This is a genomic window from Nocardia vinacea, from assembly GCF_035920345.1.
GTDB lineage: Bacteria > Actinomycetota > Actinomycetes > Mycobacteriales > Mycobacteriaceae > Nocardia > Nocardia vinacea_A.
Genome location: NZ_CP109149.1, coordinates 2,751,423 through 2,776,608, shown reverse-complemented (window position 1 = coordinate 2,776,608; position 25,186 = coordinate 2,751,423). Strand labels below are relative to the sequence as shown.

At 62.9% G+C, this 25,186-nt stretch carries 14 protein-coding genes and 1 pseudogene; 9 read left to right on the top strand and 6 right to left on the bottom strand.

The annotated features are described in order from the left end of the window. The first annotated feature begins 28 nt into the window (after positions 1-28). Both OIE68_RS12865 and OIE68_RS12860 read left to right on the top strand, forming a co-directional pair. Complete coding sequence (locus OIE68_RS12865; protein ID WP_327099609.1) at positions 29-481, top strand: hypothetical protein; 453 nt, start codon at positions 29-31, stop codon at positions 479-481. A 43-nt stretch (positions 482-524) separates the two neighbouring features. Next, a pseudogene (locus tag OIE68_RS12860) lies at positions 525-881 on the top strand (hypothetical protein); the annotation flags it as partial. Between the two features lie 884 nt (positions 882-1,765). On the opposite strand, the gene OIE68_RS12855 reads toward OIE68_RS12860, so the two are convergent. After that, positions 1,766-2,770, bottom strand: coding sequence for a GlxA family transcriptional regulator (locus OIE68_RS12855; protein ID WP_327099608.1), 1,005 nt, complete (start codon positions 2,768-2,770; stop codon positions 1,766-1,768). 131 nt (positions 2,771-2,901) lie between these two features. On the opposite strand from OIE68_RS12855, the gene OIE68_RS12850 reads away from it, so the two are divergent. Further along, positions 2,902-3,687 carry a dienelactone hydrolase family protein gene (locus OIE68_RS12850; protein WP_327101654.1) on the top strand — a complete coding sequence of 262 codons (786 nt, stop codon included), beginning with the start codon at positions 2,902-2,904 and terminating at the stop codon, positions 3,685-3,687. Positions 3,688-3,857: 170 nt separating this feature from the next. On the opposite strand, the gene OIE68_RS12845 is transcribed toward OIE68_RS12850, so the two are convergent. The 4 genes from OIE68_RS12845 to OIE68_RS12830 are packed head-to-tail and all read right to left on the bottom strand — an operon-like array spanning position 3,858 to position 8,194. Then, complete coding sequence (locus tag OIE68_RS12845; protein WP_327099607.1) at positions 3,858-5,648, bottom strand: ABC transporter ATP-binding protein; 1,791 nt, start codon at positions 5,646-5,648, stop codon at positions 3,858-3,860. Continuing rightward, positions 5,638-6,075 (bottom strand): lasso peptide biosynthesis B2 protein, encoded by a 438-nt coding sequence (locus OIE68_RS12840; RefSeq protein ID WP_327101653.1) that lies wholly within the window; start codon positions 6,073-6,075, stop codon positions 5,638-5,640. Before OIE68_RS12840 ends, OIE68_RS12845 begins: the two co-directional genes overlap by 11 nt. Positions 6,076-6,083: 8 nt before the next feature. Beyond that, a complete protein-coding gene (locus tag OIE68_RS12835) occupies positions 6,084-6,341 on the bottom strand; it encodes a lasso peptide biosynthesis PqqD family chaperone (RefSeq protein WP_327099606.1) in 258 nt (85 codons plus the stop codon). 14 nt (positions 6,342-6,355) lie between these two features. Further along, on the bottom strand, positions 6,356-8,194 hold the full coding sequence (locus OIE68_RS12830; RefSeq protein WP_327099605.1) for an asparagine synthase-related protein: 1,839 nt from the start codon (positions 8,192-8,194) through the stop codon (positions 6,356-6,358). A gap of 1,183 nt (positions 8,195-9,377) precedes the next feature. Here OIE68_RS12830 and OIE68_RS12825 point away from each other — a divergent pair. The 3 genes from OIE68_RS12825 to OIE68_RS12815 are packed head-to-tail and all read left to right on the top strand — an operon-like array spanning position 9,378 to position 11,893. Then, complete coding sequence (locus OIE68_RS12825; RefSeq protein ID WP_327099604.1) at positions 9,378-9,659, top strand: hypothetical protein; 282 nt, start codon at positions 9,378-9,380, stop codon at positions 9,657-9,659. After that, positions 9,652-10,704: a polyprenyl synthetase family protein gene (locus OIE68_RS12820; protein ID WP_327099603.1), complete on the top strand. Its 1,053-nt coding sequence runs from the start codon at positions 9,652-9,654 to the stop codon at positions 10,702-10,704. Before OIE68_RS12825 ends, OIE68_RS12820 begins: the two co-directional genes overlap by 8 nt. A 25-nt stretch (positions 10,705-10,729) precedes the next feature. Then, complete coding sequence (locus OIE68_RS12815; RefSeq protein ID WP_327099602.1) at positions 10,730-11,893, top strand: oxygenase MpaB family protein; 1,164 nt, start codon at positions 10,730-10,732, stop codon at positions 11,891-11,893. 41 nt (positions 11,894-11,934) lie between these two features. Here OIE68_RS12815 and tnpA read toward each other — a convergent pair whose 3' ends face one another. Next, positions 11,935-12,381 carry an IS200/IS605 family transposase gene (gene tnpA / locus OIE68_RS12810; RefSeq protein WP_327099601.1) on the bottom strand — a complete coding sequence of 149 codons (447 nt, stop codon included), beginning with the start codon at positions 12,379-12,381 and terminating at the stop codon, positions 11,935-11,937. Between the two features lie 22 nt (positions 12,382-12,403). On the opposite strand from tnpA, the gene OIE68_RS12805 reads away from it, so the two are divergent. From OIE68_RS12805 to OIE68_RS12795, 3 genes are all read left to right on the top strand, one after another. Then, entirely contained in the window at positions 12,404-12,838 is a 435-nt protein-coding gene (locus OIE68_RS12805) for a transposase (protein WP_327099600.1), read from the top strand. A 481-nt stretch (positions 12,839-13,319) separates the two neighbouring features. Then, positions 13,320-14,291, top strand: coding sequence for an IS21-like element helper ATPase IstB (istB, locus tag OIE68_RS12800; protein WP_327099599.1), 972 nt, complete (start codon positions 13,320-13,322; stop codon positions 14,289-14,291). A gap of 666 nt (positions 14,292-14,957) precedes the next feature. After that, positions 14,958-23,846 carry an IPT/TIG domain-containing protein gene (locus tag OIE68_RS12795; RefSeq protein ID WP_327099598.1) on the top strand — a complete coding sequence of 2,963 codons (8,889 nt, stop codon included), beginning with the start codon at positions 14,958-14,960 and terminating at the stop codon, positions 23,844-23,846. Positions 23,847-25,186: the final 1,340 nt, after the last annotated feature.

The window sequence follows — 25,186 nt, the reverse complement described above, 5'->3', positions numbered from 1 at the left end:
GGGCAAGCCCGCAGGATCTGGTGTATCGGTGGCGGCGGCGACCAGCCGCGAACCGCGCGATTGCCGTCCAGGAAAGTGCAGAGCACACGTCCGCACCATCGAAGTCCTCGTCGACCGCGACGCCGTCACCAGCGGAGCCGCCGCGAACGGGCAACCATGGCAGTATTACGACCTCGGTCACGGATGGTGCACCTACAGCTTTTTCGAGCAGTGTCCACACCGAATGGCTTGCGCCCGTTGCGATTTCTACACACCAAAGGCATCCAGCAAGGCCCAGCTTCTGGAAGCCAAGGACAACCTGCAACGGATGCTTTCCTCCATTCCGCTCACCGACGACGAACGCGCCGCCGTCGACGACGGGCAAGCTGCCCTCGACCGACTCCTCGAACGACTGGCCAACGTCACCACGCCGACAGGGCAAACGCCACGTGAGATAGGAATCCCACCCACGGCAACCCTCCTCCCGATCACACCTCAATAACCAGGGAAAACGGGCACAAAAAGGACAAATCAGATTCCACAGAATCGCGTTCGTCGTCGACGCCTACGCCCGCCGGATTCTGGGCTGGCACAGCTCGACGTCGATGACCACGACGTTTGTACTCGGTGCGATCGAGCATGCCATCCGGACGCGGAAATACGAGGGTTGTTGCGTGAAAGATGTTGTGCACCATAGCAATAGGGGCTCACAAGCCCAGCCGCGTCGGTCACAATGGTGGCCCAGGAACCAAACTGAGCACTGCGTGACCGCTGTCGATCGACTCGAGACGCACGGAGATCGAGTCCTGGCCCCGGAAGCCGAACGATCCGCTACCTCCCACGCCGAGCGTCTGTTCTGCGTGTCCGCCTGTCGGATAGGGCACCTGGTAGGTCAGCGATGAGCTGGTCACCGCGACCACGGCGATCGACTCGTAGTGGAAACGATTGGCATCCAACGGAATTGCCGTCGGACCGAGCACCTCGAGCCGGCATTGACCGCCGAAACAGTCTCCCACGTCGGAGGTAATCGGCTCGCCTGGCGATTCAGTCGGTGCGGAACTACTGCCGACGGATGTGCTCGGCGAGGTCGGCATGCCAACGGCAGAGTTGGACGTAGGACTGTCGCGCCGGGATGCACCGATTCCGCGCTGCCACATCCGGCCAGGGCAATGGCGGCCGCAGCCGTCAGCGCAGGAACGCATCTGCGTGAAGTTCTCAGCCACATCGGGATCGACGCCTCTCTGCCGCGGCTCGTTGACAGCCGCACCGTAAGCGGCCTGCTGTGGGACCGGTCCCGACAGGTGCATGGTTCTCGCGAGATGTCGACGAAAGGGACGCACCGATGACTGACTTCGAATCGCCGAATATGCCTGTCTCACTGAAGATCACGTTGGGGGCGGTGCTGCGCCTGTCGTGCAACGCCGCACAGCGGCGGTCGCGGGAAAAGTTCGAGGAGCTAGCTCAGCGACAGAGCGAGTTCCGCGATGAACGGAGGGCAGCGTAGTGGTCAGGTTCGCGGCCGATCGCGAGGCAACGGCGAATGACCAGCGAGGAGATCCGTTGTCTCATCAAGGAACTAGGAGATATCCGGCACGTGTTGTCCGGGGCGGATCCGGCGGACAAAGCCGACGTCTACCGGCACCTCAACGTGCAGATGACCTACCACCCCGCCAAACGAACCGTGCGGGTCGAGACATCTCTCGACCCGCACTGTTGGGGTTATGGTCTGTGTCCGGAGGGGACTCTGACGCCGCAAGTCTTACCGCGGTGTAACCGAGCTGTGGTGTCAGTTCGGCGTCGAGGTTTGGGCGCGGGTCCGGGTGGTGGTGGGGGATTCGCCGGTGTAGCGGCGGTAGATGCGGCGGCAGGCGGCAGGGTCGGCGTAGCCGGTGGCGGCGGCGATGGCATCTACGGGGTCGTCGGTGGTGGCCAGCAAGGCTGCCGCGTGGCTGACGCGCAGGCGATGGACGTATTCGGTGGGGGACATGCCCAGGTGGGTGTGAGTGCGGCGGGCGAGGGTGCGGGTGGAGACGGATGCGGCGCCGGCCAGTTCGGCGAGGCTTAGCTGGCGGCTGAGATTGATGGTGATGTGGTGTTCAAGGGCTCGCAGGGCGGGGTCGGTGGAGCGGAGGTGTTCGAGGATCATGTAGCGGGATTGGGACATTCGGGAATCGAGGACGAGGTAGCGAGCTACGCGGTCGGCCAGTGCCGCACTGTGGAGGCGGGCGATGAGGGTGAGCATGAGGTCGGCGTGGGCAAAGGCGGCGCCGGCGGTGACGACCGGGCCGGTGTCGATAACCATGCGGTCGACTAGGACGGTGATGTCGGGGAAGCGGCGGGTGAAAAAAGGGGCGAGCCACCAGGTTGTGGTGGCGGTGCGGCCGGAGAGCAGGCCGGAGGCGGCGAGGATGAAGGTTGCCGAGCAGGACGCGGCAACGGTTGCGCCGTTGGCGGCGGCCTGTCGGATCAGCTCAATGGCCTGCACAGTGTCGGGGCGTGACAGAAGTTCGTGAATTCGTCCTTCGGTTCCGGCAGACGGACCCGGCAGAACCAAGATATCGTTTGAACCGAATTGCACAGCGGCGGACAGGTTTTCGGTCGTTACCGGAATTGGTCGTCCGCTTCCGGATCGCACTGGTTTGCCATCGACGGAGATGACGCGTTGGCGCAGCAGGTGGTCGCGGTGCGGGGGAGTGCGGTCCTGGGCTAGTCCGGCAGCGGTGTCGACGATGTCGATGCCCATGCCGAGCGCTCCTTCGAGCACACCCTCGAGGATCAGATGGGTGATCATTGGCAAGATTGGACCGAAAAGTGGCGATTCAGTCAATGGTTATGCCAGCCTGCGACCGGCATGGTGTGAATGTGCAGCATTCCTCCTTTGACAATGCCCGCGATGATCGGCTCGACGACTTCCACCGCCGGATGGTCACGTTCGACGGTGCCGCACGCGCGGTGTACGTGTCGGGAACCGGACCGGCGGTCATTGTGATGGCCGAAATGCCCGGTATCAGTCCCGATGTGGCCCGCTTCGCCCGCTGGGTCCGTGACGCCGGGCTCACGGTGTACATGCCGTCGCTGTTCGGCCGCGATGGGGCCTACCCGGAGGCCGAGGCGGGGCTCGCGGTGTTCAAACGTGCCTGTGTCAGTGCCGAATTCCGTGCGTTCGGCGGCGGGGCTGCGAGTCCGGTCGCCGACTGGTTGCGTGCCCTGGCTGCCCTCGCCCACCGGGAATGCGGTGGCCCTGGAGTCGGCGCGGTGGGAATGTGTTTTACCGGGAACTTCGCCCTGACGATGATGCTGGAGCCGTCGATGCTCGCCCCCGTGCTCTGCCAGCCTTCCCTGCCGCTGGATAATCCTGCTGGGCTGGAGATTTCACCGGAGGACCTGGCGTCTGTCCGCGAAGTTCTGGATCGGGAGAACCTGGTCGTGCGCGCCTATCGCTTCGAGGGCGACCGCTTCTGCACCGCAGCGCGTTTCGCCGCCTATGCCGAGGCCCTCGGCCCTCGTTTCGAGCCTCGCGTCCTTTCCGCTGCTGCGGCGAATCCCGCCCCGCCGCCGTTCTTCGAGCAGTTCGTCGGCTGCGCTCACAGCGTTGTGACGGCTCACTTGATAGATGCCGAAGGCGAACCCACCGCAGCGGTCCGCGACGAGATCATCGCATTTCTGGTTGGGAGACTTGCTGATCAGGGCGCGGCCCCTCAGGGGTGAGGCGGTACCGGCGGTAACGCGGCTGGAGGTAGGTAAGCGGCACTTCGACACCAGTCAGGTGTCGCTGACGCTTCTTGACGTGGGGCAGTGTGTGCGACGCCACGACGGCGCCCGGCAACGCGGCATCCGAGAAACCGGGGATGTCCAACGCTCCGGACGCGTCGGGCGATTCACACCTTCGCGCCGACAAGCTGTTGGTAGTCCACGTTCCGGGCAACCAACTCGTCGTGTGAGCCGCTGTCGACGATCTGCCCGTCCTTGAGGAACATGACGGTATCAGCTTCGCGAATCGTGGACAGGCGATGGGCAATGACCAACAGCGCGCACTCTTTTCGCACTGCCTGGATGGTCACGTTCAACGCCTTCTCGGTCTCGGCGTCCAGCATCGCCGTGGGCTCATCCAGCATCATCAGCACTGGACGTCGAATCAATGCCCGTGCCAACGCCACGCGTTGTCGCTCGCCGCCAGAGAGCAGAACGCCGTGCTCACCCACTGGGGTGTCGAGGCCACGAGGCAGTCGTGCGACAAGATCTGCCAGACCGGCGAGCTTTATTGCGCGCTGCAGGTCATCCTCAGCGAGACCGGGTTCCCGGTATGTCAAATTGTCTCGAAGGCTGCCGAACAACAGTGGCGCGTTCTGTTCCAGCAAGCTGATTTCCGAGCGCCATGCCCGGCGCGGCCGACCAGCGTACGACCGACCTCCCAACAGAATGTCGCCGTCGTCCGGATTGTAGAACCTGCTCACCAACGAGAACACCGTGGACTTTCCAGCACCCGAATGCCCGACCAACGCTACATGCCCGTGTGACGGAACCGAAAAATTCACACCCTTGAGAATTGTTCTCTCATCGTATGAGAAATGCACATCCCGGAACTCGAGCGCGAGTTGCCCATTTTCCGCAGACTTGTCGATCGTTGCGATCGGCGATCTGCGACCTGGTTCAGTGCCGCTTTCCTGGATGTCGTCGACGTCCTCGGAAGGCAATTCGAGTGTCGACTCTATCCGGCTGAGCGCACCCAGGGCTTTCTGAAGCCCGACGGAGCCGTTGAAAAGATCGCCGACCGGAATCAGCAAATTCATCGCGAGGAGCATCATCGTCACAAGACTGCTCAACTCCATCTGGTGATTCGCTACCCGGACGCCGCCGACCAGCAGAGATACAACAAACGAACCGGTCACCGCCAGGTGCATTGCCGGATTTCCCAGTGCCTTCAATCTGGCGGCGCGCACGCCGGCGGAGAATGCCGCACCGGCCAACTCGGCCAAGTGCTCGTGCTCGCGGTCCTCGGCATTGTTCACTTTGACCGTGCGCACTCCGGTGAGCGCGCGTTCGATGTCCGCGGAAAGCGCACCGACACTCTCTTGCAATCGAGTCGAGGCTACCTCGATTCTCATCATGACCAGCAACATCGCACCCGCGGCAGCGCCAACGGTAACGAAAACGATCGAGAACAACAGCCAATCGAGATAGATCATCACCGCGACGGTCCCAATGAGTGTGATCGCCCCGGTCAATATTTGAATAAGACTGGTCCCGACGGCGTTCCGAATCACCGTTGAATCGAGCGTCACGCGGGAAATCAGGTCTCCAACCCTGAGCGACTCGAGTGTGGGAATTCTCAACCTCAGCAGATGCCCGGCCAAGCGATTGCGCACAGACAAAAGCACGGACTCACTGGATCGCTCGAGAATATAGAGTCCGCAGGTATCGGTTACGGCATACAAGAGATAGGCTCCGACCAACGCCGCAAGGGACCATACGATTGTCTCACCCGAAACCGCATCCCGGATGACCCGTCCGGCCAGCAGCGGCTGCACCAGCGAAAGTCCGGTACCTACGAGAAGAAGTGCCGTTGCTCCCAACAAGGAATTCCGTTGGGGTGCGATCAACCTGAGTAAGGCCCCGACTCTGCGCAGCCACGAATCGCCCTGCCGAGTGTCACCGTTGTCAGCTGACATCTTCACCCACGTTCTCGTGCGGGCCGACCACGATCAGTCGGCTGAATGTAGTCATATCGCCTGCCTCACCGACAAGCCTGCCGTCTGCCTCGACCCATGCGTGTGCCGCGAACGGCAGTTCCGTGCGAACGCCGACACACCAGGTCGTCCACGCACCGTATCTTCGGCTCAAGAGGGCGGTCGCCACGGACCTCATCAGACACCCATATCGTCCGGCGGCATCAGGACTCACCTCCACTACCCGCCGCCTCCATCTTTCGGCATCTTCGAATGAGGCCGGACGACTTCCTCTACGTAACTGCTTCAAGGACCATTCGATCCGCCGCGGCCGCAACATGACAACGACCCTCGCGGCTCGAACAGCCCACCGTGCGGAAAACCGTTCACCCCTGCGCCCGTCCGCCTCGAGTCCGGTCCCGAGGGCCATGTGATGACTCACGCGAGCACCAATCCAACATCTCGAAGGTGGTCCAGGAGTTCTTTCACGTCACGCTGTGCTGTAGCTGCATCGACATCGAACTGATCGAGGACTGCCGCAACGAGGTCGGCGCCGCTGTCGACGACAAGCGATGCGAACACTTCCGCTCCTACCGGATTCAGCCGCCAATAGTCGCCTCGCTGCATATCGAGAATCACACCCCCATACTCTGTTCTTACAAAAGACAAGCCGGGTCTCGGTGTAGCGGAATCCATGTTCCTTCTGTCCCTTATCTTTTCCCAGTACTACCATTCTGCGGTTCGACGAAACTTCGCTCCAGGTCTCGCAGCCAGAGCTCGCAGGCAATCGTTGTATACATCGTTCCCTCTTCCAACTCGAACGAGCTGGGATTCGCGCACAACTGCTTCAGTTTCTGCGAGTCTATGAGGCCGATATCGCCGAGCCGCGACCCTTCCCATAGTGCTACGAGTTCGTCGCGATGCTTTCGCAATCCGAGCTCGACATCATGCGAGCCGTCGTCCTTCGTCTGCCGTTGCAAAACCACATCAGGAACGATTCCGCGTACCGATGCTCTGAGCAGGGGCTTGTATGTCCACGCGCTGACTCGGTGCTGAACGGCTACCGACAAGGAAGCGGAAATCACTCTGTCGTCGAAGTAGGGTGCCGCCAAAGGTGGTCCGCCCGCTGCCAACGACATCCTGTTCAATACGGCCACCGTTCTGGCGCCCTCGATTATGGTCTCCAGTTCAACATGATATCCACGCTCGGGTGCCAGTGGTTCCCTAGTGGATGCCATCCAGAGGATGCCTTCGCTGATTGCCTTTTCAGCGGTTTCCGTCGCCCATATGGGCATGGATGGAGTAATTGCCCAGCCCAACATCGGTTTACGCCTTTCTGGCACGCCCACGACCGGCCTGGTGTTCTTCTTCCACCACGAGTGGAAACCGGTGGGCTCGACAGCGTCGTACAACAGGTCTCGCAATCGCCATCCGCCAAGGGCCGCAAAGCCCCGCAACCCGCGCCAGGCGGTGAAAGGACGTTGCCACAGGAGATCGCGATAGCGCGTAGGCAAACCGGTGAAGACGTGGTCGCCCCCATGACCGGTCAGATGCACACTCGAACCGAAAGTCGACGCCAGTTTTGCGAGCGCACCGACGCGACTTCTGCCGACGATCAGCGGTGACGGCTCGTTCAACCAGGTCGGCCCATCCTCCAGCCCGGAATAGGTAAGAGGTAAATCGGAATCCGGGAGAATCGTGTGTTCCACTTCTGGCAGATGCCGTGCGGCGCGCAAAGCCCACTCGAGGTCCTCATTGGCGGAATCGCGTCCGCGCGCCGTCAGCAGCTTGACCTCTGCCGGCCCCCTCGCAGCTATGAAGCTTATCGATGTCGAGTCGTAGCCACCTGAAAGCTCCGAAGTAACCGTGCCACCCGCCGCTGTGCGAGCCGACACCGCACCCACCAGCCGATTCCGGACCTCATGTGCTCCTTCGTCGAGGTCCCGCACCACTGTTGTTTCTGTCTTGCCCCTGATCGACCGGGACGTTCCCCTCGGCGTTAGGACCATCTCAACGCCCGGGGGCACCGGGTCGATTCCGGCAAGCAATGGACGTTGTGCAAGGTGATGGGGTATCGGCTCGAGCAGATGCGCGGCGAGGGCGCCGACGTCGAGCCGCCCGCCGACCAGGTGTGTAAGGGCATGCACCGTGTCGGCAGCAATGTCGATGCCGTCCACTCGAGCGCGGTACAGGCTGCGGGACCCGTATGTGGAACCATTTACATAGATGTCGCCATTCACATTGACGATAGAGTGAAAGGATCCATCGATCGTGTCGAGAAGGGCTCGCCAGCGGGCTGCCGAATCAATCGATATCGCATACTCGTGAACCGCGTCTTCGTCGATCAGGGCATGGCCGAGTATCACTACTCGCGCCGCGTGTCCGACTTTGTAAATGACAGGCCGGTCTCGGCAATCTCCAACTACCATGGGCCGTTCCGAAGGGTGCTCGGCCAATATTTTTCCCCATGGAAGAAGACGCCTGGCGATGCCCACTCCTGCCTCGCTATCAGGGAGTACGACGAATCCTGTTCGAGCATCGCCAGTCATCTGTTAGGCTCCTACGATTCGAGTTCGTTTACGGTGTCGAATCAAATCATTCCTCGGCGTCCGACCAGCAAGTCGGATTGTGTCGTGAAAACCCCTCCGGTAAGCGTTCGAAACTCCCCGCACTTGGCGACGACCGGCTTCTCGTACACCTTTTTGTTCGAGTTATTTTCGACCTTTTCCATTTTTACTTTCCTTTCCTTTCGCGCACTCCCCTCGGAGGCGGGGTCTCTTCCTGAGTCGGGTTTGTTCGACTCGAAGACTTAACTGAAAAGTAACTATCTATATTTTCGAGGCAGATATAGACCGCGACGACGCACGTTTGTTGGCTGGATGCCGAATTGACAACAGAGATAGGGTCGGCCTATGGCGGACGTACTTGCTCGACAGGGAATATCGTGACAGCCTTGTCAATTCTACTAACCAATCCCCATGCCGAGTCCGAACAAGCATTTGGTCGTCGTCATAACGTGCAGCCGCCGCCCATCGCGGATTTTTCGGGCCATTTTGCGAATCGTCCCCCTGTGCCACCTAGTGACCTACTCCCGTCCCCGATCGCCATTCTGCGCTTTAATGTGCAGCTGGTCAAGTAGTTAGCACAGAAAATCACTCTCGAGTGCGCTGAACGGGGCTCGCGGTCTACGCTCACCTGCTGCAACAGCAGCGAGAGTTGGCCGCCCAGGATCTGCTGCGGATTCCCCAGCAGCAGGGGTTCTCCCTGACCGCTGCTCGAGTAGTCCACCAAGACGTGCTGGATTGCCTCGAGGGACGCCGAGAACAGCAGCATCTGCACCGTCGTGGCGGGTCCGACCTGAGGCCAGTTGCCATCCGCTCAATCGATGTCCTAACCGGAACCTCGGACATGCCAAGATCCGAAATCGAGTGAATAGTGCAGGGTGCGAGATTTCGCGCTCGAGATCGAATGTATGTGCACGACTGCAACATCGTTGTTCAGTCGATGCCTGGAACATCGAACACCACTCTGCGCCAACGGGTCTCATCTGTGATCACCAACAGAGCGGGTCGGCTGTCCCTGGCGCTCCGAGCCGTTCAGATGCCAAAGCTGCTCCAGCAGGTTCTCGGCGTGTCCCAGTGGGCTTGTGCCACACTGGCGGGTGAGGCCGATTCCAGCCGGTCGGAACTGCACGAGTGCCCGGTGCCGAACGTATGGATGGAGCGTGATCGCATGTCGCAGAATTCGAATCAGCCCGGTGGCCGCGGAGAGGACGCCTTGCTGCTCGCGGCCGGACTAGCGGATCTGGCGCTGAGCCGGGTCGGGCCTGCGGTGGGTCGGCTTCGGGGGCTGTTGCGACGGTCGGACCTGGCGGGGCTGGCGGGTGAGGTGGAAACGGATCTGAAGGCCCGTGGACGGGTTGCGCTGGACCGGTATGCCGCTGTGCCCGAGGCGCATCTGGAAATCCTCGCCCGGCAGGTTGTGGCGCGACGTGGCGCTTCCGGCGATGTCTGATCGCTACGATCCGGGCGCCTTCAAAGCTCGCGTCGATGCCGCACTGGAACAGTTCGTCGGGCAGGAGAACGACCAGTTCCTGGCCATCGACCCGCAACTGCGGCCGGTGGCCGATCAGATCGTGGTGGCGACCACGCACGGCAAACGGCTGCGAGCGGCGTTCTGCTACTGGGGTTGGCGGGCGGCCGGACAACCGGATAGTGACGCTCTCGTGCGGGCCGCGGCGGCAATGGAATTGGTGCACGCGGCGGCGAGTGTGCACGACGACATCATCGATGACAGTCTCTTGCGGCACGGTCTGCCTACCGCGCACGTCACACTGCGGGAACCGCTGCGGGATCGGCCGAGATCCAAATCGTCCGCCCGGGCGCTCGCGATGCTGGTCGGGGATATGTTGATGGCGTTGGCCGGACAGCTTTTCGTCGCCAGCGGCCTGCCCTCGGCGTACCTGTCGCGGGCGCGTCCGCTGTGGGCGTCGCTGGCTCGGGAATTGATCGCGGGGGAGTGTCTGGAAATCCTCTGCACCGGTGCGGCACCGGACATCACCGAGTCGTTGAAGGTGGTGCGATACAAGACCGCGAAGTACACCGTCGAGCAGCCGTTGCTCATCGGCGGCGCACTGGCCGGCGCTGCCCCCCGGCTGCTGAAGGCGTTCTCCGCGTACGGATTACCGCTGGGCGAAGCGTTTCAACTGCGCGATGACCTGCTCGGCCTGTTCGGCGATCCGGCCCGGACCGGTAAGGCGAGCATCGACGACCTCCGCACTCGACGCCCTACCGCCCTGCTCGCCGAGACCTGGCAGGCGGCCGACCACACACAGCGTAAACAATTGCGGCGCTTGCTGAATCGACCCGACGCCAGCGACGACGACCTGCACGAAATTCGCGATCTGATGTCCCGTGTCCAGGCTCCTGCCCGCATCGAAGCCATGATCACCGCACGGGTCGAGGAGGCCACATCCGCACTGAGCGGCGTCGACGTTGCGGCCCACGCCGCCCGAGCGTTGACCGAACTCGCCCAAGCCGCGACGGCCCGCCGACATTAAACCTTCGCCTGATCCAGGAGCCCAGATGACCTACACCGAAACGTCATTGGATGCACTGCGGCAGTACGGCGACGAAATCGCCGACGCCACCGTGGCCACGCTGTTCGAACGCGGTGAGGTGGGCAAGTTCAACACGCTCATGCGCTATGTCTCCACCGCGGGCGCGCCCCTGCCCGACGGTCTGCCCGACGTCGCACGGGACTATCTGCACGAAACCTCGGCTCCCCCAGCATGGGTGGACTGGGACGAGATGGAGAAGGCCAGGCTGTTCTTCATCGACAACAACGTGCACATCTCCACCGCATTGTCTTTTGCCGCGATGCCGGCCTGCTATGTTCTGCCGCCCGTCGCGAAACTGCTGTCGGCCACGCATTCGCTGGATTACCCCTCCAAACGCATGGCCGAGACCGGGCAGTTCACCGTCTACCTGATGCAGCCCGATGCTTTCGAGGCAGGCAGCCGTTTCATACCCGCGGTCCAGAAAGTGCGGTTGCTGCACGCAGCCATCCGCCATCACCTCTCCCAGGAAAACCGATGGGACACCGACATATTCGGCACTCCCATCTGCCAGGAGGACATGATTGGCGGCCAGATGCTGTTTTCCCTCCTCGTGCTCGACAGCCTGCACCGACTGAGCATCCACATGAGCGTCGACGGCGCGGAGGCGTACTTCTACGCTTGGCGTGTCGTCGGCGCCATGCTCGGCGTCGACCAGGAGCACGCACCCAAGGATGTGGAGTCCGCACGGCAATTCCACGACCTCTATATGATCCGCCATATGGGCCCCAGCGACGAAGGCGTCCGCCTCACCCGACAGCTCATCGACCTCTACGAGGAAGTCGTACCCGGCACCTTCTTCGACCCCGTCGTTTCCGCACTGATCCGCTACCTCGTCGGAGACACCTGCGCCGACTGGCTGCAAGTGCCGCGTACTGCCTGGGATGCCGCCGTCAAGACCGCGCCCACCCTGCTCGGAATCCTGGAAACGATCGAGGACAAGTCCCCGATGGGCGCTTGGGCCCTCGATCGCCTCGGCCACTTCACCACCCTCTTCGAACTCAGCTCTCTCACCCGTGGCCGCGTCATGCACTACGCCATCCCGGACCATCTCAAGCCGGAGTTCGGTGTCTCGTCCACACTTTCGCGCACCCGCCGCTGGACACCCCCGGCCGTCTCCATCACGACCTGACCGAGAAACGTAGCGCGCAAGCCCGGTCCTTCAGGGCCGGGTCAGCGCATCAACTTCGGTCTTCCTGGGGTACGGGGCGGCCGTTGCTGCTGCTCGATGTATTGCTGGATGATCGACAGTGGGGCGCCGCCGCAGGAGGCAGCGAAATAGCTCGGGGACCAGAAGTGCCCGTTCATGCTGTGCCGGTTCACCCAACCACGGTATTCGTCACGCAGGCGACGAGCGGACACCCCCTCGAGGCTGTTCACCAGCTTGGACACCGCGACCTTGGGTGGATATTCGATCAGCAGGTGCACATGGTCGTGGTCGCCGTTGAACTCGACCAGCTCGCACTCGAAGTCGGTGCACACGTCGCGCATCACGTGCTCGCAGGTGGTGAGCAGTTCTTCGGTGAGCACGCCACGTCGGTATTTGGTGACGAAGACCAAATGAACATGCATCGCGGAAACGGCACTGCGCCCGCGTCTGTAGTCCGAATTCGAAACCATAGACCATTGATACGATCGAATTGTGCAGCTACGGTACAACTTCCGCGTCTATCCGACGCCGGGCCAGCAGATTGCGTTGGCGCGGGCGTTCGGGTGCGCGCGGGTGGTGTACAACGATTGCCTGCGGGTGCGGCAGGAAGCACATTCCGCCGGTGTGAAGGTGTCCGACACCGAGATTCAGCGCCGGGTGGTCACGTTGGCGAAGCGCAGCCCGGAGCGGGCGTGGCTGGCAGAGGTGGCATCGGTGGTGCTCGTGCAGGCGTGCCGGGATGCGCGGGCAGGGTACCGGAACTGGTTCGATTCCCTATCGGGCAAGCGCAAGGGCTCCAGGCTGGGCGCGCCGCGTTTCCGGTCTCGCAAGCTGTCGGCTCGGGTGCACAGTCGCTGTGAGCGGCGGTTGTCCGACACGGCGATCGCAGGCCGGGAGTGTCGGCGTTCACGGAAATCCTCAGGTTGAGCCGGTTTTCGTTCACGTAATTCCCGGATAGTCAACGGTGACGGGCCGAGGTGAGGTCCGCGTCCTACGGCCACCATTGCGGCCCCAGTCGTCAGACGGGAAGACCCACTAACAGGAAGAGGGTTCGACGTTATACCTCGACGCGGATCCACCGAGCAAACGCGAGGCTGCCTGCCTGGCGGCGCATGGGTCGAGCCGAGCATCCACGCCCGCGCGTGCTCGCGGGCGTTCCCACTGCTGCGCACGACACGTGGTGACTTGCCGCGTCGCTGCCGCAGCAGCAACGCATCGACCTGCCCAGTCGAAACACGATCTGCCACTACTCAGGACGGTATCGAGGCCACTTCGAGCCGGTGCCATGTTCATCAACCGTGACGGCGGTTGCTCACGAATCTTGACGGGCGCGTTGCGGAGTCACGGATTTAGGCAGCACCAGCGGTTATAGTGTAGTTATCGGTTGCGGGGCGAGGGGAGCCTGCCCATGTCTGACATGTCAAAAGTCGAACTGTACGCGGCTATCCGACAGGATCTTCGTGCCGGCCTATCCATGCGTGCCATCGAGCGCAAGTACAGGGTCGGGTGGCGTACGGTGGCCAGCGCGACGGATTCGGTGTGGCCCGAGCCGCGTAAGGGGTATCCGCCGCGACCACAGAAGCTGGATCCCTACAAGCCGTTCATCGACGATGTGCTGCGAGCCGATCTGGATGTGCCTCGTAGACAACATCACACGGCGACCCGGATCTATCACCGTTTGGTCGAGGAGCACGGCATGAGGGACGTGTCGTATCAGCGAGTCAGTGCCTATGTCCGCAAACGCAAACCACAGCTACAGGCGGAACAGATAACAGCCCGTCGCCGCTCCGAAAGGCTCATCAAGGCCGCGGGGTTCCCTCGCTCTAAAACGTTGCGTGACTTCGATTTCGGTGCCAACCCCAGTGTCGACCCTGCCATGATCCGCACTCTCGCTAGATGCGACTGGGTCAAGGAAGGGCTGCCGTTGTGCTTGATCGGTGACTCCGGCACCGGAAAATCCCATCTGCTCATCGCCTTGGGCACCGAGGCGGCGAAAGCCGGATATCGCGTCAGATACACCCTGGCTGCCAGGCTGGTCAACAAACTGATCGAAGCCGCCGATCGCAAACGGCTCACCAACACCATCGCTCGCTACAGCGGCGTCGACCTGCTATGCATCGACGAACTCGGCTACACAGAACTGGACAGACGCGGCGCCGAATTGCTGTTCCAGGTATTGACCGAACGCGAGGAGGGGAAGTCGGTCGCGATCGTTTCCAACCGCAGCTTCGCAGACTGGTCCAAAACCTTCACCGACGCTGGGCTGCGCGCCGCCATCATCGACCGACTTACCCTCGGCGGCAACATCATCGAGACTGGCACCCACAGCTATCGCAATGCCCACGCCAGGGCAACCGAACCCACCGACAAACCCCGCTGACCTTCTCGAGCCCCGACTCGCGCCGACGATGCCGTCGCGCCTGCAGCTGCGTCTGCTCAACAAAAGGCTCGTCGGCGCCCCCGCTTCGGTTCCATCGGACGCCCCGGGCCGTATATGAGGAACATACGTTCCGAATTCAGAAAGAGTACGCATCGCTGAGGTCCTCGGAATTCGCGAATAGCTCGACCTGAGGCGATGTCGAAATTCGCGGTAAAACGCCGTCGAAATTCGCGGTAAAACGCCGTCGATATTCGTGATAAAACGCCGTCGGCATTCGTGAAAAATTCACTGAAACGGCCCGTGACCTGCCTCGGCGCTCGGATTATATTCAAAATAAACTATTGCGCGCTGGTTTTCGTAGACGTATGTTTGTGAGTGGTTTTATGTCCAGTCAAGTTCTGTGAGGAAAATGTAGCCAGTTCTAAATTATGGAGGAAGTGGCGGCGCGAACCTGGCGACGCCGCTTACTCGAAATGCAAATTCGTCACCGGCAACGGTGAGTCGCATTACTGACCGCTGGCAACGTCATCGGCGATGCCGCAATGGCAGCGGCCAGGCTGTCGTGCCCCTGCCTGGGGCCGGCTCCCACTAGCACCACAATCTGCCCTGGCCTACTGGCCCAGGGGCGGACCGGGGCTCTGACGGACTTCTCGAAGGAAGATAATCATGCCAACCATCACGTCCATCTCTCCCACGGCGGGGCCTGCCTCGGGGAATACCAGTGTCACGATTACCGGCACCGGGTTCGTCCCCATCGTCACCACCGTGAAGTTCGGCACGGTGGCAACCACTTTCACGGTGAACTCTCCCACGCAGATCACGGCCATCGCCCCTCCCGGAACAGGTACGGTGCAGGTCACCGTCACCACGTCGGGTGGTGGTATCAGTAACGGTGTTTCCTACACTTATCTCCCGGTTCCTTCCCTGACCAGCGTGAGTCCAACTCAGGGGCCCACCACTGGCGGGAACACGGTCACCCTCACCGGCACCAATCTGTCTGGTGTCACAGCGGTCAGCTTCGGTGGTACGGCGGCAACCTCCTTCACTGTCGTCTCGAACACGCAGATCACGGCTGTCGCTCCTGCCGGAACCGGCATTGTGCAGATCACCGTCACCGCCCCGGGCGGAACCAGCAACGGGGCGACCTATATCTATGTCGTCGTACCCACCATCACGTCCATCTCTCCGACTGCGGGGCCCGCCTCGGGAGGTAACAGTGTCACGGTGACCGGCACCGAGTTCACCGGCCCCCTCACCGTGCGGTTCGGCACCACCGCTACCACCTTCACCGTGAATTCCAGTACGCAGCTCACTGCGATCGCACCTCCAGGGACGGGCACGGTGCAGGTCACCGTCACTGGCTCGGGTGGTCCCAGCAACGGGGTCTCCTACACCTATGCCGGGGTTCCCGCCCTGACCAGCATCACTCCCAGTTCAGGACCAGTGGTCGGCGGGACGACGGTCGTCCTCACCGGGACGGGGCTATCCACTGCCTCCGCGGTCAAATTCGGTGCTACACCGGCGACTTCGTTCACGGTGAACTCTGCTACGCAGATCACGGCGGTCGCGCCAGCCGGTACGGGGACGGTGCAGGTCACCGTCACTACTGCGGGTGGGACCAGTAACGGTGTCTCTTACACCTATGTTGCGGTCCCTACTTTGACCACGGTCGTTCCGAATGCGGGTCCGGTGGCCGGTGGGACGACGGTTGTCCTGACCGGGACGAACCTGACCGCGGCCACGGCGGTCAAATTCGGTGCCACACCGGCGACTTCGTTCACGGTGAACTCTGCTACGCAGATCACGGCGGTCGCGCCAGCCGGTACGGGGACGGTGCAGGTCACCGTCACTACCGCCGGTGGAACCAGTAACGGTGTCGGCTACACCTACGTTGCGGTCCCCACTTTGACCACGGTCGTTCCGAATGCGGGTCCGGTGGCCGGTGGAACAACGGTTGTCCTGACCGGGACGAACCTGACCGCGGCCACGGCGGTCAAATTCGGTGCCACACCGGCGACTTCGTTCACGGTGAACTCCGCCACCCAGATCACGGCGGTCGCGCCTGCCGGTGCAGCCGGGACCGTGCAGGTCACCGTCACCACGGCCGGTGGGACCAGTAACGGTGTCTCTTACACCTATGTTGCTGTCCCCACCCTGACCACGGTCGTTCCGAATGCGGGTCCGGTGGCCGGTGGAACAACGGTTGTCCTGACCGGGACGAACCTGACCGCGGCCACGGCGGTGACTTTTGGTGTTACCCCGGCGATCTCGTTCACCGTGAACTCCGCCACCCAGATCACCGCAGTCGCACCCGCCGGCACAGGAACCGTGCAAGTCACCGTCACTACCGCTGGTGGAACCAGTAACGGTGTCGGCTACACCTATGTTGCTGTCCCTACTTTGACCACGGTGGTTCCGAATGTGGGTCCGGTGGCTGGTGGAACAACGGTTGTTTTGACCGGGACGAATTTGACCGGGGCCACGGCGGTGACTTTTGGTGTTACCCCGGCGACTTCGTTCACCGTGAACTCCGCCACCCAGATCACGGCCGTCGCACCCGCTGGTACGGGGACGGTGCAGGTCACCGTCACCACTGCGGGTGGGACCAGCAATGGTGTCTCTTACACCTATGTTGCTGTCCCTACTTTGACCACGGTGGTTCCGAATGTGGGTCCGGTGGCCGGTGGGACGACGGTTGTTCTGACCGGGACGAATTTGACCGGGGCGACGGCGGTCACCTTCGGTGCCACACCGGCGATCTCGTTCACTGTGAACTCCGCTACCCAGATCACGGCGGTCGCGCCCGGCGGTACGGGGACGGTGCAGGTCACTGCCACTACCGCCGGTGGGACCAGCAATGGTGTCGGCTACACCTATGTCGCAGTTCCCACTTTGACCACGGTGGTTCCGAATGTGGGTCCGGTGGCTGGTGGAACAACGGTTGTTTTGACCGGGACGAATTTGACCGGGGCCACGGCGGTGAGTTTCGGTGTTACACCGGCGACTTCGTTCACTGTGGACTCTGCCACGCAGATCACGGCGGTCGCGCCTGCCGGTACGGGGACGGTGCAGGTCACTGCCACTACCGCGGGTGGGACCAGTAACGGTGTCGGCTACACCTATGTTGCTGTCCCTACTTTGACCACGGTCGTTCCGAGCGTGGGTCCGGTGGCCGGCGGGACGACGGTGGTTTTGACCGGGACGAATTTGACCGCGGCCACGGCGGTCGACTTCGGTGCCACACCGGCGATCTCGTTCACGGTGAACTCTGCTACGCAGATCACGGCGGTCGCGCCCGCGGGTGCGGCTGGGACGGTGCAGGTCACCGTCACCACTGCGGGGGGAACCAGTAACGGTGTCTCTTACACCTATGTTGCTGTCCCCATCCTGACCACGGTCGTTCCGAATGTGGGTCCGGTGGCCGGTGGGACGACGGTTGTCCTGACCGGGACGAGCCTGACCGCGGCCACGGCGGTCAACTTCGGTGCCACACCGGCGATCTCGTTTACGGTGGACTCTGCCACCCAGATCACGGCCGTCGTCCCTGCGGGTGCGGCTGGGACGGTGCAGGTCACCGTCACTACCGCCGGTGGAACCAGTAACGGTGTCGGCTACACCTATGTCGCTGTCCCCACTCTGACCACGGTCGTTCCGAATGCGGGTCCGGTGGCCGGTGGAACAACGGTTGTCCTGACCGGGACGAACCTGACCGCGGCCACGGCGGTCAACTTCGGTGCCACACCGGCGATCTCGTTCACGGTGAACTCTGCTACGCAGATCACGGCGGTCGCGCCCGCGGGATCGGCTGGGACGGTGCAGGTCACCGTCACTACCGACGGTGGAACCAGTAACGGTGTCGGCTACACCTATGTTGCGGTCCCCACCCTGACCACGGTCGTTCCGAATGCGGGTCCGGTGGCCGGTGGAACAACGGTCGTCCTCACCGGGACGAATTTGACCGCGGCCACGGCGGTGACTTTCGGCGGCACCCCGGCGACTTCGTTCACCGTGGACTCTGCCACCCAGATCACGGCCGTCGCCCCTGCGGGTGCGGCTGGGACGGTGCAGGTCACCGCTACCACGGCCGGTGGAACCAGTAACGGTGTCTCTTACACCTATGTTGCTGTCCCCACTCTGACCACGGTCGTTCCGAGCGTGGGTCCGGTGGCCGGTGGAACAACAGTCATCCTGACCGGAACAAACCTGACAGGAGCCACGGCGGTCGACTTCGGTGCCACCCCGGCGATCTCGTTCACGGTGGACTCTGCCACCCAGATCACGGCGGTCGCGCCCGCTGGTACGGGGACGGTGCAGGTCACCGTCACCACTGCGGGTGGGACCAGCAATGGTGTCTCTTACACCTATGTTGCTGTCCCTACTTTGACCACGGTCGTTCCGAATGCGGGTCCGGTGGCCGGTGGGACGACGGTGGTTCTGACCGGAACAAACCTGACAGGAGCCACGGCGGTCGACTTCGGTGCCACCCCGGCGACTTCGTTCACGGTGGACTCTGCTACGCAGATCACGGCGGTCGCGCCCGCGGGATCGGCTGGGACGGTGCAGGTCACCGTCACTACCGCGGGTGGAACCAGTAATGGTGTCGGCTACACCTATGTTGCTGTCCCCACTTTGACCACGGTCGTTCCGAGCGTGGGTCCGGTGGCTGGTGGAACAACGGTTGTTCTGACCGGGACGAATTTGACCGGGGCCACGGCGGTGACTTTCGGTGTTACACCGGCGACTTCGTTCACTGTGGACTCTGCCACCCAGATCACGGCGGTCGCGCCCGCCGGTACGGGGACGGTGCAGGTCACTGCCACTACCGCGGGTGGGACCAGTAACGGTGTCGGCTACACCTATGTTGCTGTCCCTACTTTGACCACGGTCGTTCCGAGCGTGGGTCCGGTGGCTGGCGGGACGACGGTGGTTCTGACTGGGACGAATTTGACCGCGGCCACGGCGGTCGACTTCGGTGCCACACCGGCGATCTCGTTCACGGTGAACTCTGCCACCCAGATCACGGCGGTCGCGCCCGCGGGTACGGGGACGGTGCAGGTCACCGTCACTACCGCCGGTGGAACCAGTAACGGTGTCTCTTACACCTATGTTGCTGTCCCCACTCTGACCACGGTCGTTCCGAATGTGGGTCCGGTGGCCGGTGGGACGACGGTCGTCCTCACCGGGACGAATTTGACCGCGGCCACGGCGGTGACTTTCGGCGGCACCCCGGCGACTTCGTTCACCGTGGACTCTGCCACCCAGATCACGGCGGTCGCACCCGCTGGTACGGGGACGGTGCAGGTCACCGTCACCACGGCGGGTGGAACCAGTAACGGTGTCTCTTACACCTATGTTGCTGTCCCCACTCTGACCACGGTGGTTCCGAGCGTGGGTCCGGTGGCCGGTGGGACGACGGTTGTCCTGACCGGGACGAGCCTGACCGGAGCGACGGCGGTGACTTTTGGTGTTACACCGGCGATCTCGTTTACGGTGGACTCTGCCACCCAGATCACGGCCGTCGTCCCTGCGGGTGCGGCTGGGACGGTGCAGGTCACCGTCACTACCGCCGGTGGGACCAGTAACGGTGTCGGCTACACCTATGTTGCGGTCCCCACTTTGACCACGGTCGTTCCGAATGCGGGTCCGGTGGCTGGCGGAACAACAGTCATCCTGACCGGAACAAACCTGACAGGAGCCACGGCGGTCGACTTCGGTGCCACCCCGGCGATCTCGTTCACGGTCGACTCTGCCACCCAGATCACGGCGGTCGCCCCCGCCGGCACAGGAACCGTGCAAGTCACCGTCACTACCGCCGGTGGAACCAGTAACGGTGTCGGCTACACCTATGTTGCTGTCCCCACTTTGACCACGGTCGTTCCGAGCGTGGGTCCGGTGGCCGGTGGAACAACGGTTGTTCTGACCGGGACGAATCTGACCGCAGCTACCGCGGTCGACTTCGGTGCCACCCCGGCGACTTCGTTCACTGTGGACTCTGCCACCCAGATCACGGCGGTCGCGCCCGCCGGTACGGGGACGGTGCAGGTCACCGTCACCACTGCGGGTGGGACCAGTAACGGTGTCGGCTACACCTATGTTGCGGTCCCCACTTTGACCACGGTCGTTCCGAATGCGGGTCCGGTGGCCGGTGGAACAACGGTTGTTTTGACCGGGACGAATCTGACCGCAGCTACCGCGGTCGACTTCGGTGCCACCCCGGCGATCTCGTTCACGGTGGACTCTGCCACCCAGATCACGGCGGTCGCGCCCGCCGGCACAGGAACCGTGCAGGTCACCGTCACCACTGCGGGTGGAACCAGTAACGGTGTCGGCTACACCTATGTTGCGGTCCCCACTTTGACCACGGTCGTTCCGAATGTGGGTCCGGTGGCTGGCGGAACAACGGTTGTTTTGACCGGGACGAGCCTGACCGCAGCTACCGCGGTCGACTTCGGTGCCACCCCGGCGATCTCGTTCACGGTGGACTCTGCCACCCAGATCACGGCGGTCGCCCCCGCCGGCACAGGAACCGTGCAGGTCACCGTCACTACCGCCGGTGGGACCAGTAACGGTGTCGGCTACACCTATGTTGCGGTCCCCACTTTGACCACGGTCGTTCCGAATGCGGGTCCGGTGGCTGGCGGAACAACAGTCATCCTGACCGGAACAAACCTGACAGGAGCCACGGCGGTCGACTTCGGTGCCACCCCGGCGATCTCGTTCACGGTCGACTCTGCCACCCAGATCACGGCGGTCGCCCCCGCCGGCACAGGAACCGTGCAAGTCACCGTCACTACCGCCGGTGGAACCAGTAACGGTGTCGGCTACACCTATGTTGCTGTCCCCACTTTGACCACGGTCGTTCCGAGCGTGGGTCCGGTGGCCGGTGGAACAACGGTTGTTTTGACCGGGACGAATCTGACCGCAGCTACCGCGGTCGACTTCGGTGCCACCCCGGCGATCTCGTTTACGGTGGACTCTGCCACCCAGATCACGGCGGTCGCGCCTGCCGGTACGGGGACGGTGCAGGTCACCGTCACCACTGCGGGTGGGACCAGTAACGGTGTCGGCTACACCTATGTTGCGGTCCCCACTTTGACCACGGTCGTTCCGAATGTGGGTCCGGTGGCCGGTGGAACAACGGTTGTTTTGACCGGGACGAATCTGACCGCAGCTACCGCGGTCGACTTCGGTGCCACCCCGGCGATTTCGTTCACGGTGGACTCTGCCACCCAGATCACGGCGGTCGCGCCTGCCGGCACAGGAACCGTGCAGGTCACCGTCACCACTGCGGGTGGAACCAGTAACGGTGTCGGCTACACCTATGTTGCTGTCCCCACCCTGACCACGGTCGTTCCGAACGTGGGATCGGTGGCCGGTGGAACAACGGTTGTTTTGACCGGGACGAGCCTGACCGCAGCTACCGCGGTCGACTTCGGTGCCACCCCGGCGATCTCGTTCACGGTGGACTCTGCCACCCAGATCACGGCGGTCGCCCCCGCCGGCACAGGAACCGTGCAGGTCACCGTCACTACCGCCGGTGGGACCAGTAACGGTGTCGGCTACACCTATGTTGCTGTCCCTACTTTGACCACGGTCGTTCCGAATGCGGGTCCGGTGGCTGGCGGAACAACGGTGGTTCTGACCGGGACGAATTTGACCGCGGCCACGGCGGTGAGTTTCGGTGCCACACCGGCGACTTCGTTCACTGTGGACTCTGCCACCCAGATCACGGCCGTCGCCCCTGCGGGTGCGGCTGGGACGGTGCAGGTCACCGCTACCACCGCCGGTGGGACCAGTAACGGTGTCTCTTACACCTATGTTGCTGTCCCCATCCTGACCACGGTGGTTCCGAGCGTGGGTCCGGTGGCCGGCGGAACAACGGTTGTTTTGACCGGGACGAATCTGACCGCAGCTACCGCGGTCGACTTCGGTGCCACCCCGGCGATCTCGTTCACTGTGGACTCTGCCACCCAGATCACGGCGGTCGCGCCCGCCGGTACGGGGACGGTGCAGGTCACCGTCACCACTGTGGGCGGGACCAGTAACGGTGTCGGCTACACCTATGTTGCGGTCCCCACCCTGACCACGGTCGTTCCGAACGTGGGATCGGTGGCCGGTGGAACAACGGTCGTCCTCACCGGGACGAACCTGACCGGGGCGACAGCGGTGACTTTCGGTGCCACACCGGCGATTTCGTTTACGGTGGACTCTGCCACGCAGATCACGGCGGTCGCGCCTGCCGGTACGGGGACGGTGCAGGTCACCGTCACTACCGCGGGTGGAACCAGTAACGGTGTCGGCTACACCTATGTCGCTGTCCCCACCCTGAGCGGCATCACTCCCAGTTCAGGGCCGGCAACCGGTGGGACGGTGGTTGTGATCACGGGAACAGGTTTGACCGGAGCCACCGGGGTCACTTTCGGCGCGATTCCGGCGATCTTGTTCGCTGTCAACTCCGACACCCAGATCACGGCCCTCGTCCCCGCGGGTGCGGCCGGAACGGTGCAGGTCACCGTCACCACTGCGGGTGGGACCAGTAACGGTGTCTCTTACACCTATGTCGCGGTCCCCACCCTGAGCGCCATCACTCCCAGTTCAGGGCCGGTAAGCGGTGGGACGGTGGTTGTGATCACGGGAACAGGTTTGACCGGAACCACCGCGGTCAACTTCGGTGCCACACCGGCAACCTCGTTCACGGTGGATTCTGCCACCCAGATCACCGCCGTTACCCCTGCTGGAACCGGGACGGTGCAGGTCACCGCTACCACCGGCGGTGGAACCAGTAACGGTGTCGGCTACACCTATGTCGCGGTCCCCACCCTGAGCGGCATCACTCCCAGTTCAGGGCCGGTAAGCGGTGGGACAGTGGTTGTGATCACGGGAACAGGTTTGACCGGAACCACCGGGGTCACCTTCGGTGCGATACCGGCGACCTTGTTCACCGCCAACTCCGACACCCAGATCACGGCCCTCACCCCAGCGGGGTCGGCTGGGACGGTGCAGGTGACCGCCACCACTGCGGGTGGAACCAGTAACGGTGTCTCCTACACCTATGTTGCTGTCCCCACCCTGACCGCAGTGGTTCCGAACGTGGGGTCGGTGGCCGGTGGAACAACGGTGGTCCTTACCGGGACGAATCTGACCGCAGCTACCGCGGTCGACTTCGGTGCTACACCGGCGATCTCGTTCACCGTGGACTCTGCTACGCAGATCACGGCGGTCGCGCCCGCTGGCACGGGGACGGTGCAAGTCACCGCCACCACCGCGGGCGGAACCAGCAACGGTGTCGGCTACACCTACATCACGGTACCGACGCTCACTACGGTCGTCCCGAATACGGGTCCGGCAGCCGGTGGAACAACGGTGGTCCTTACCGGAACAGATCTGACGGGAGCCACGGCGGTCGACTTCGGTGCCACACCGGCAACCTCGTTCACCGTGGACTCCGCCATCCAGATCACGGCCGTCGCCCCTGCGGGTGCGGCCGGGACGGTGCAGGTCACTGCCACCACCGCGGGTGGAACCAGCAACGGGGTGTCCTACATCTACGTCTGACCGGGCGCCCGGGCGGCTGACGCCCATGCACTGGATGACGCCGAACCGCGCTCTTGGGCAGACTACGCATTCCCTGCCCGGGGCGCGGTTCGGCAGCACTCACCACAAGGAGGAGGCGGGGCAGTGAAACTGTTGGGCTTCTCTGCGAGTCTGATCGACCGGCAAGCCATCAAGGATGCGGGATACGACGTTGTCATCGGCTACTTCTCGGACTCACGGCCCGGCGCGGACGTCGGTGCGAAGCCGCTGCGGCGCGATTACTGCGATCGGCTGCGCGCCGTCGGGGACGTGAAAGCCATATGCGCGGCAACGGGTTCGGTGCGCAGGTGGGGTGCGATCACGGCAGCCGCGGCGAACCAATCCCCGACCCAAGCCGCCGGCGCTGACATCCGGTGGCGGCGGGCCCGGGTGCGCAGTGCTCGCAGAACGTCGGCGGGTGCCCCGCCGGGGCCTAGCCGTTGCAGACGCACCAGAACACGGGGCGATCGGCGGCGGGCCGATCATCGCGTGTATATCCCGGATACTGCCGGAGCGGTCTCTCGTCGAGCTGCCTGCTAGGCGGCGGTGACCGCGACGGCGCGGCAGTTGGTTTTCACGTCGTGGACCCGCACACAGTAGGCAGTCGCGGCGGGCGGAGATCGTCGAGGTCAGGTCGTCCCGGTCACTCGGCGGGCGGAGTGGTCGCTGCTCTGTCGTCCAGAGCACGAATCTTGTCTTCCAGACTCGTAATAACCGGTCCTGCGGTTGTCGGAGCGTTTGAGGTCTGGAGTTTGAAACCTCGTACTTTACCTGACAGCCGCACCGGAATCGCCGGCCGACTCGGTAACAGGGTCGAATTACATCCTCACGATTTATCTGACTTTTGGGGCGGCGGGTGCGGCGGTGTTCGGCGTCGCGACCGATCAAATCACAATTTCCGGCCGCGGAACTCATCGATTCACGTCGAGTGCGAGACATCAAAGCCGGTGTTCAGTAGCATTAGATGGGTGCGGCGCAACGGGTTTCCATATATCGCTGGTGCAGAAGGTCCCTGCGCGCAGTTTCAGCGCGTGGACGTGTGAGCTTCTTGTATTTTGAAGTGGCAGGATAATGTTCGACGTGGCTACCCCCGGGCCTGGCTCAACTTTTGAGTGCGATCCCGCACCGAGGTGGGTGAGGGAATCAGCCACTTCGACAAAGCAAATATCCTTTTGATACGGACATATCGTACATAGCGTGACAGGTCCGGCGAGGTCGCCATAGACCTCGCGGGAGCAGGGGTTTCCGGACGTCTACACACTTGGGGCGGCACATCGTCGTAACTCCGTTACGACGAACTTGTTGCACAGTTGCTCGGGAAG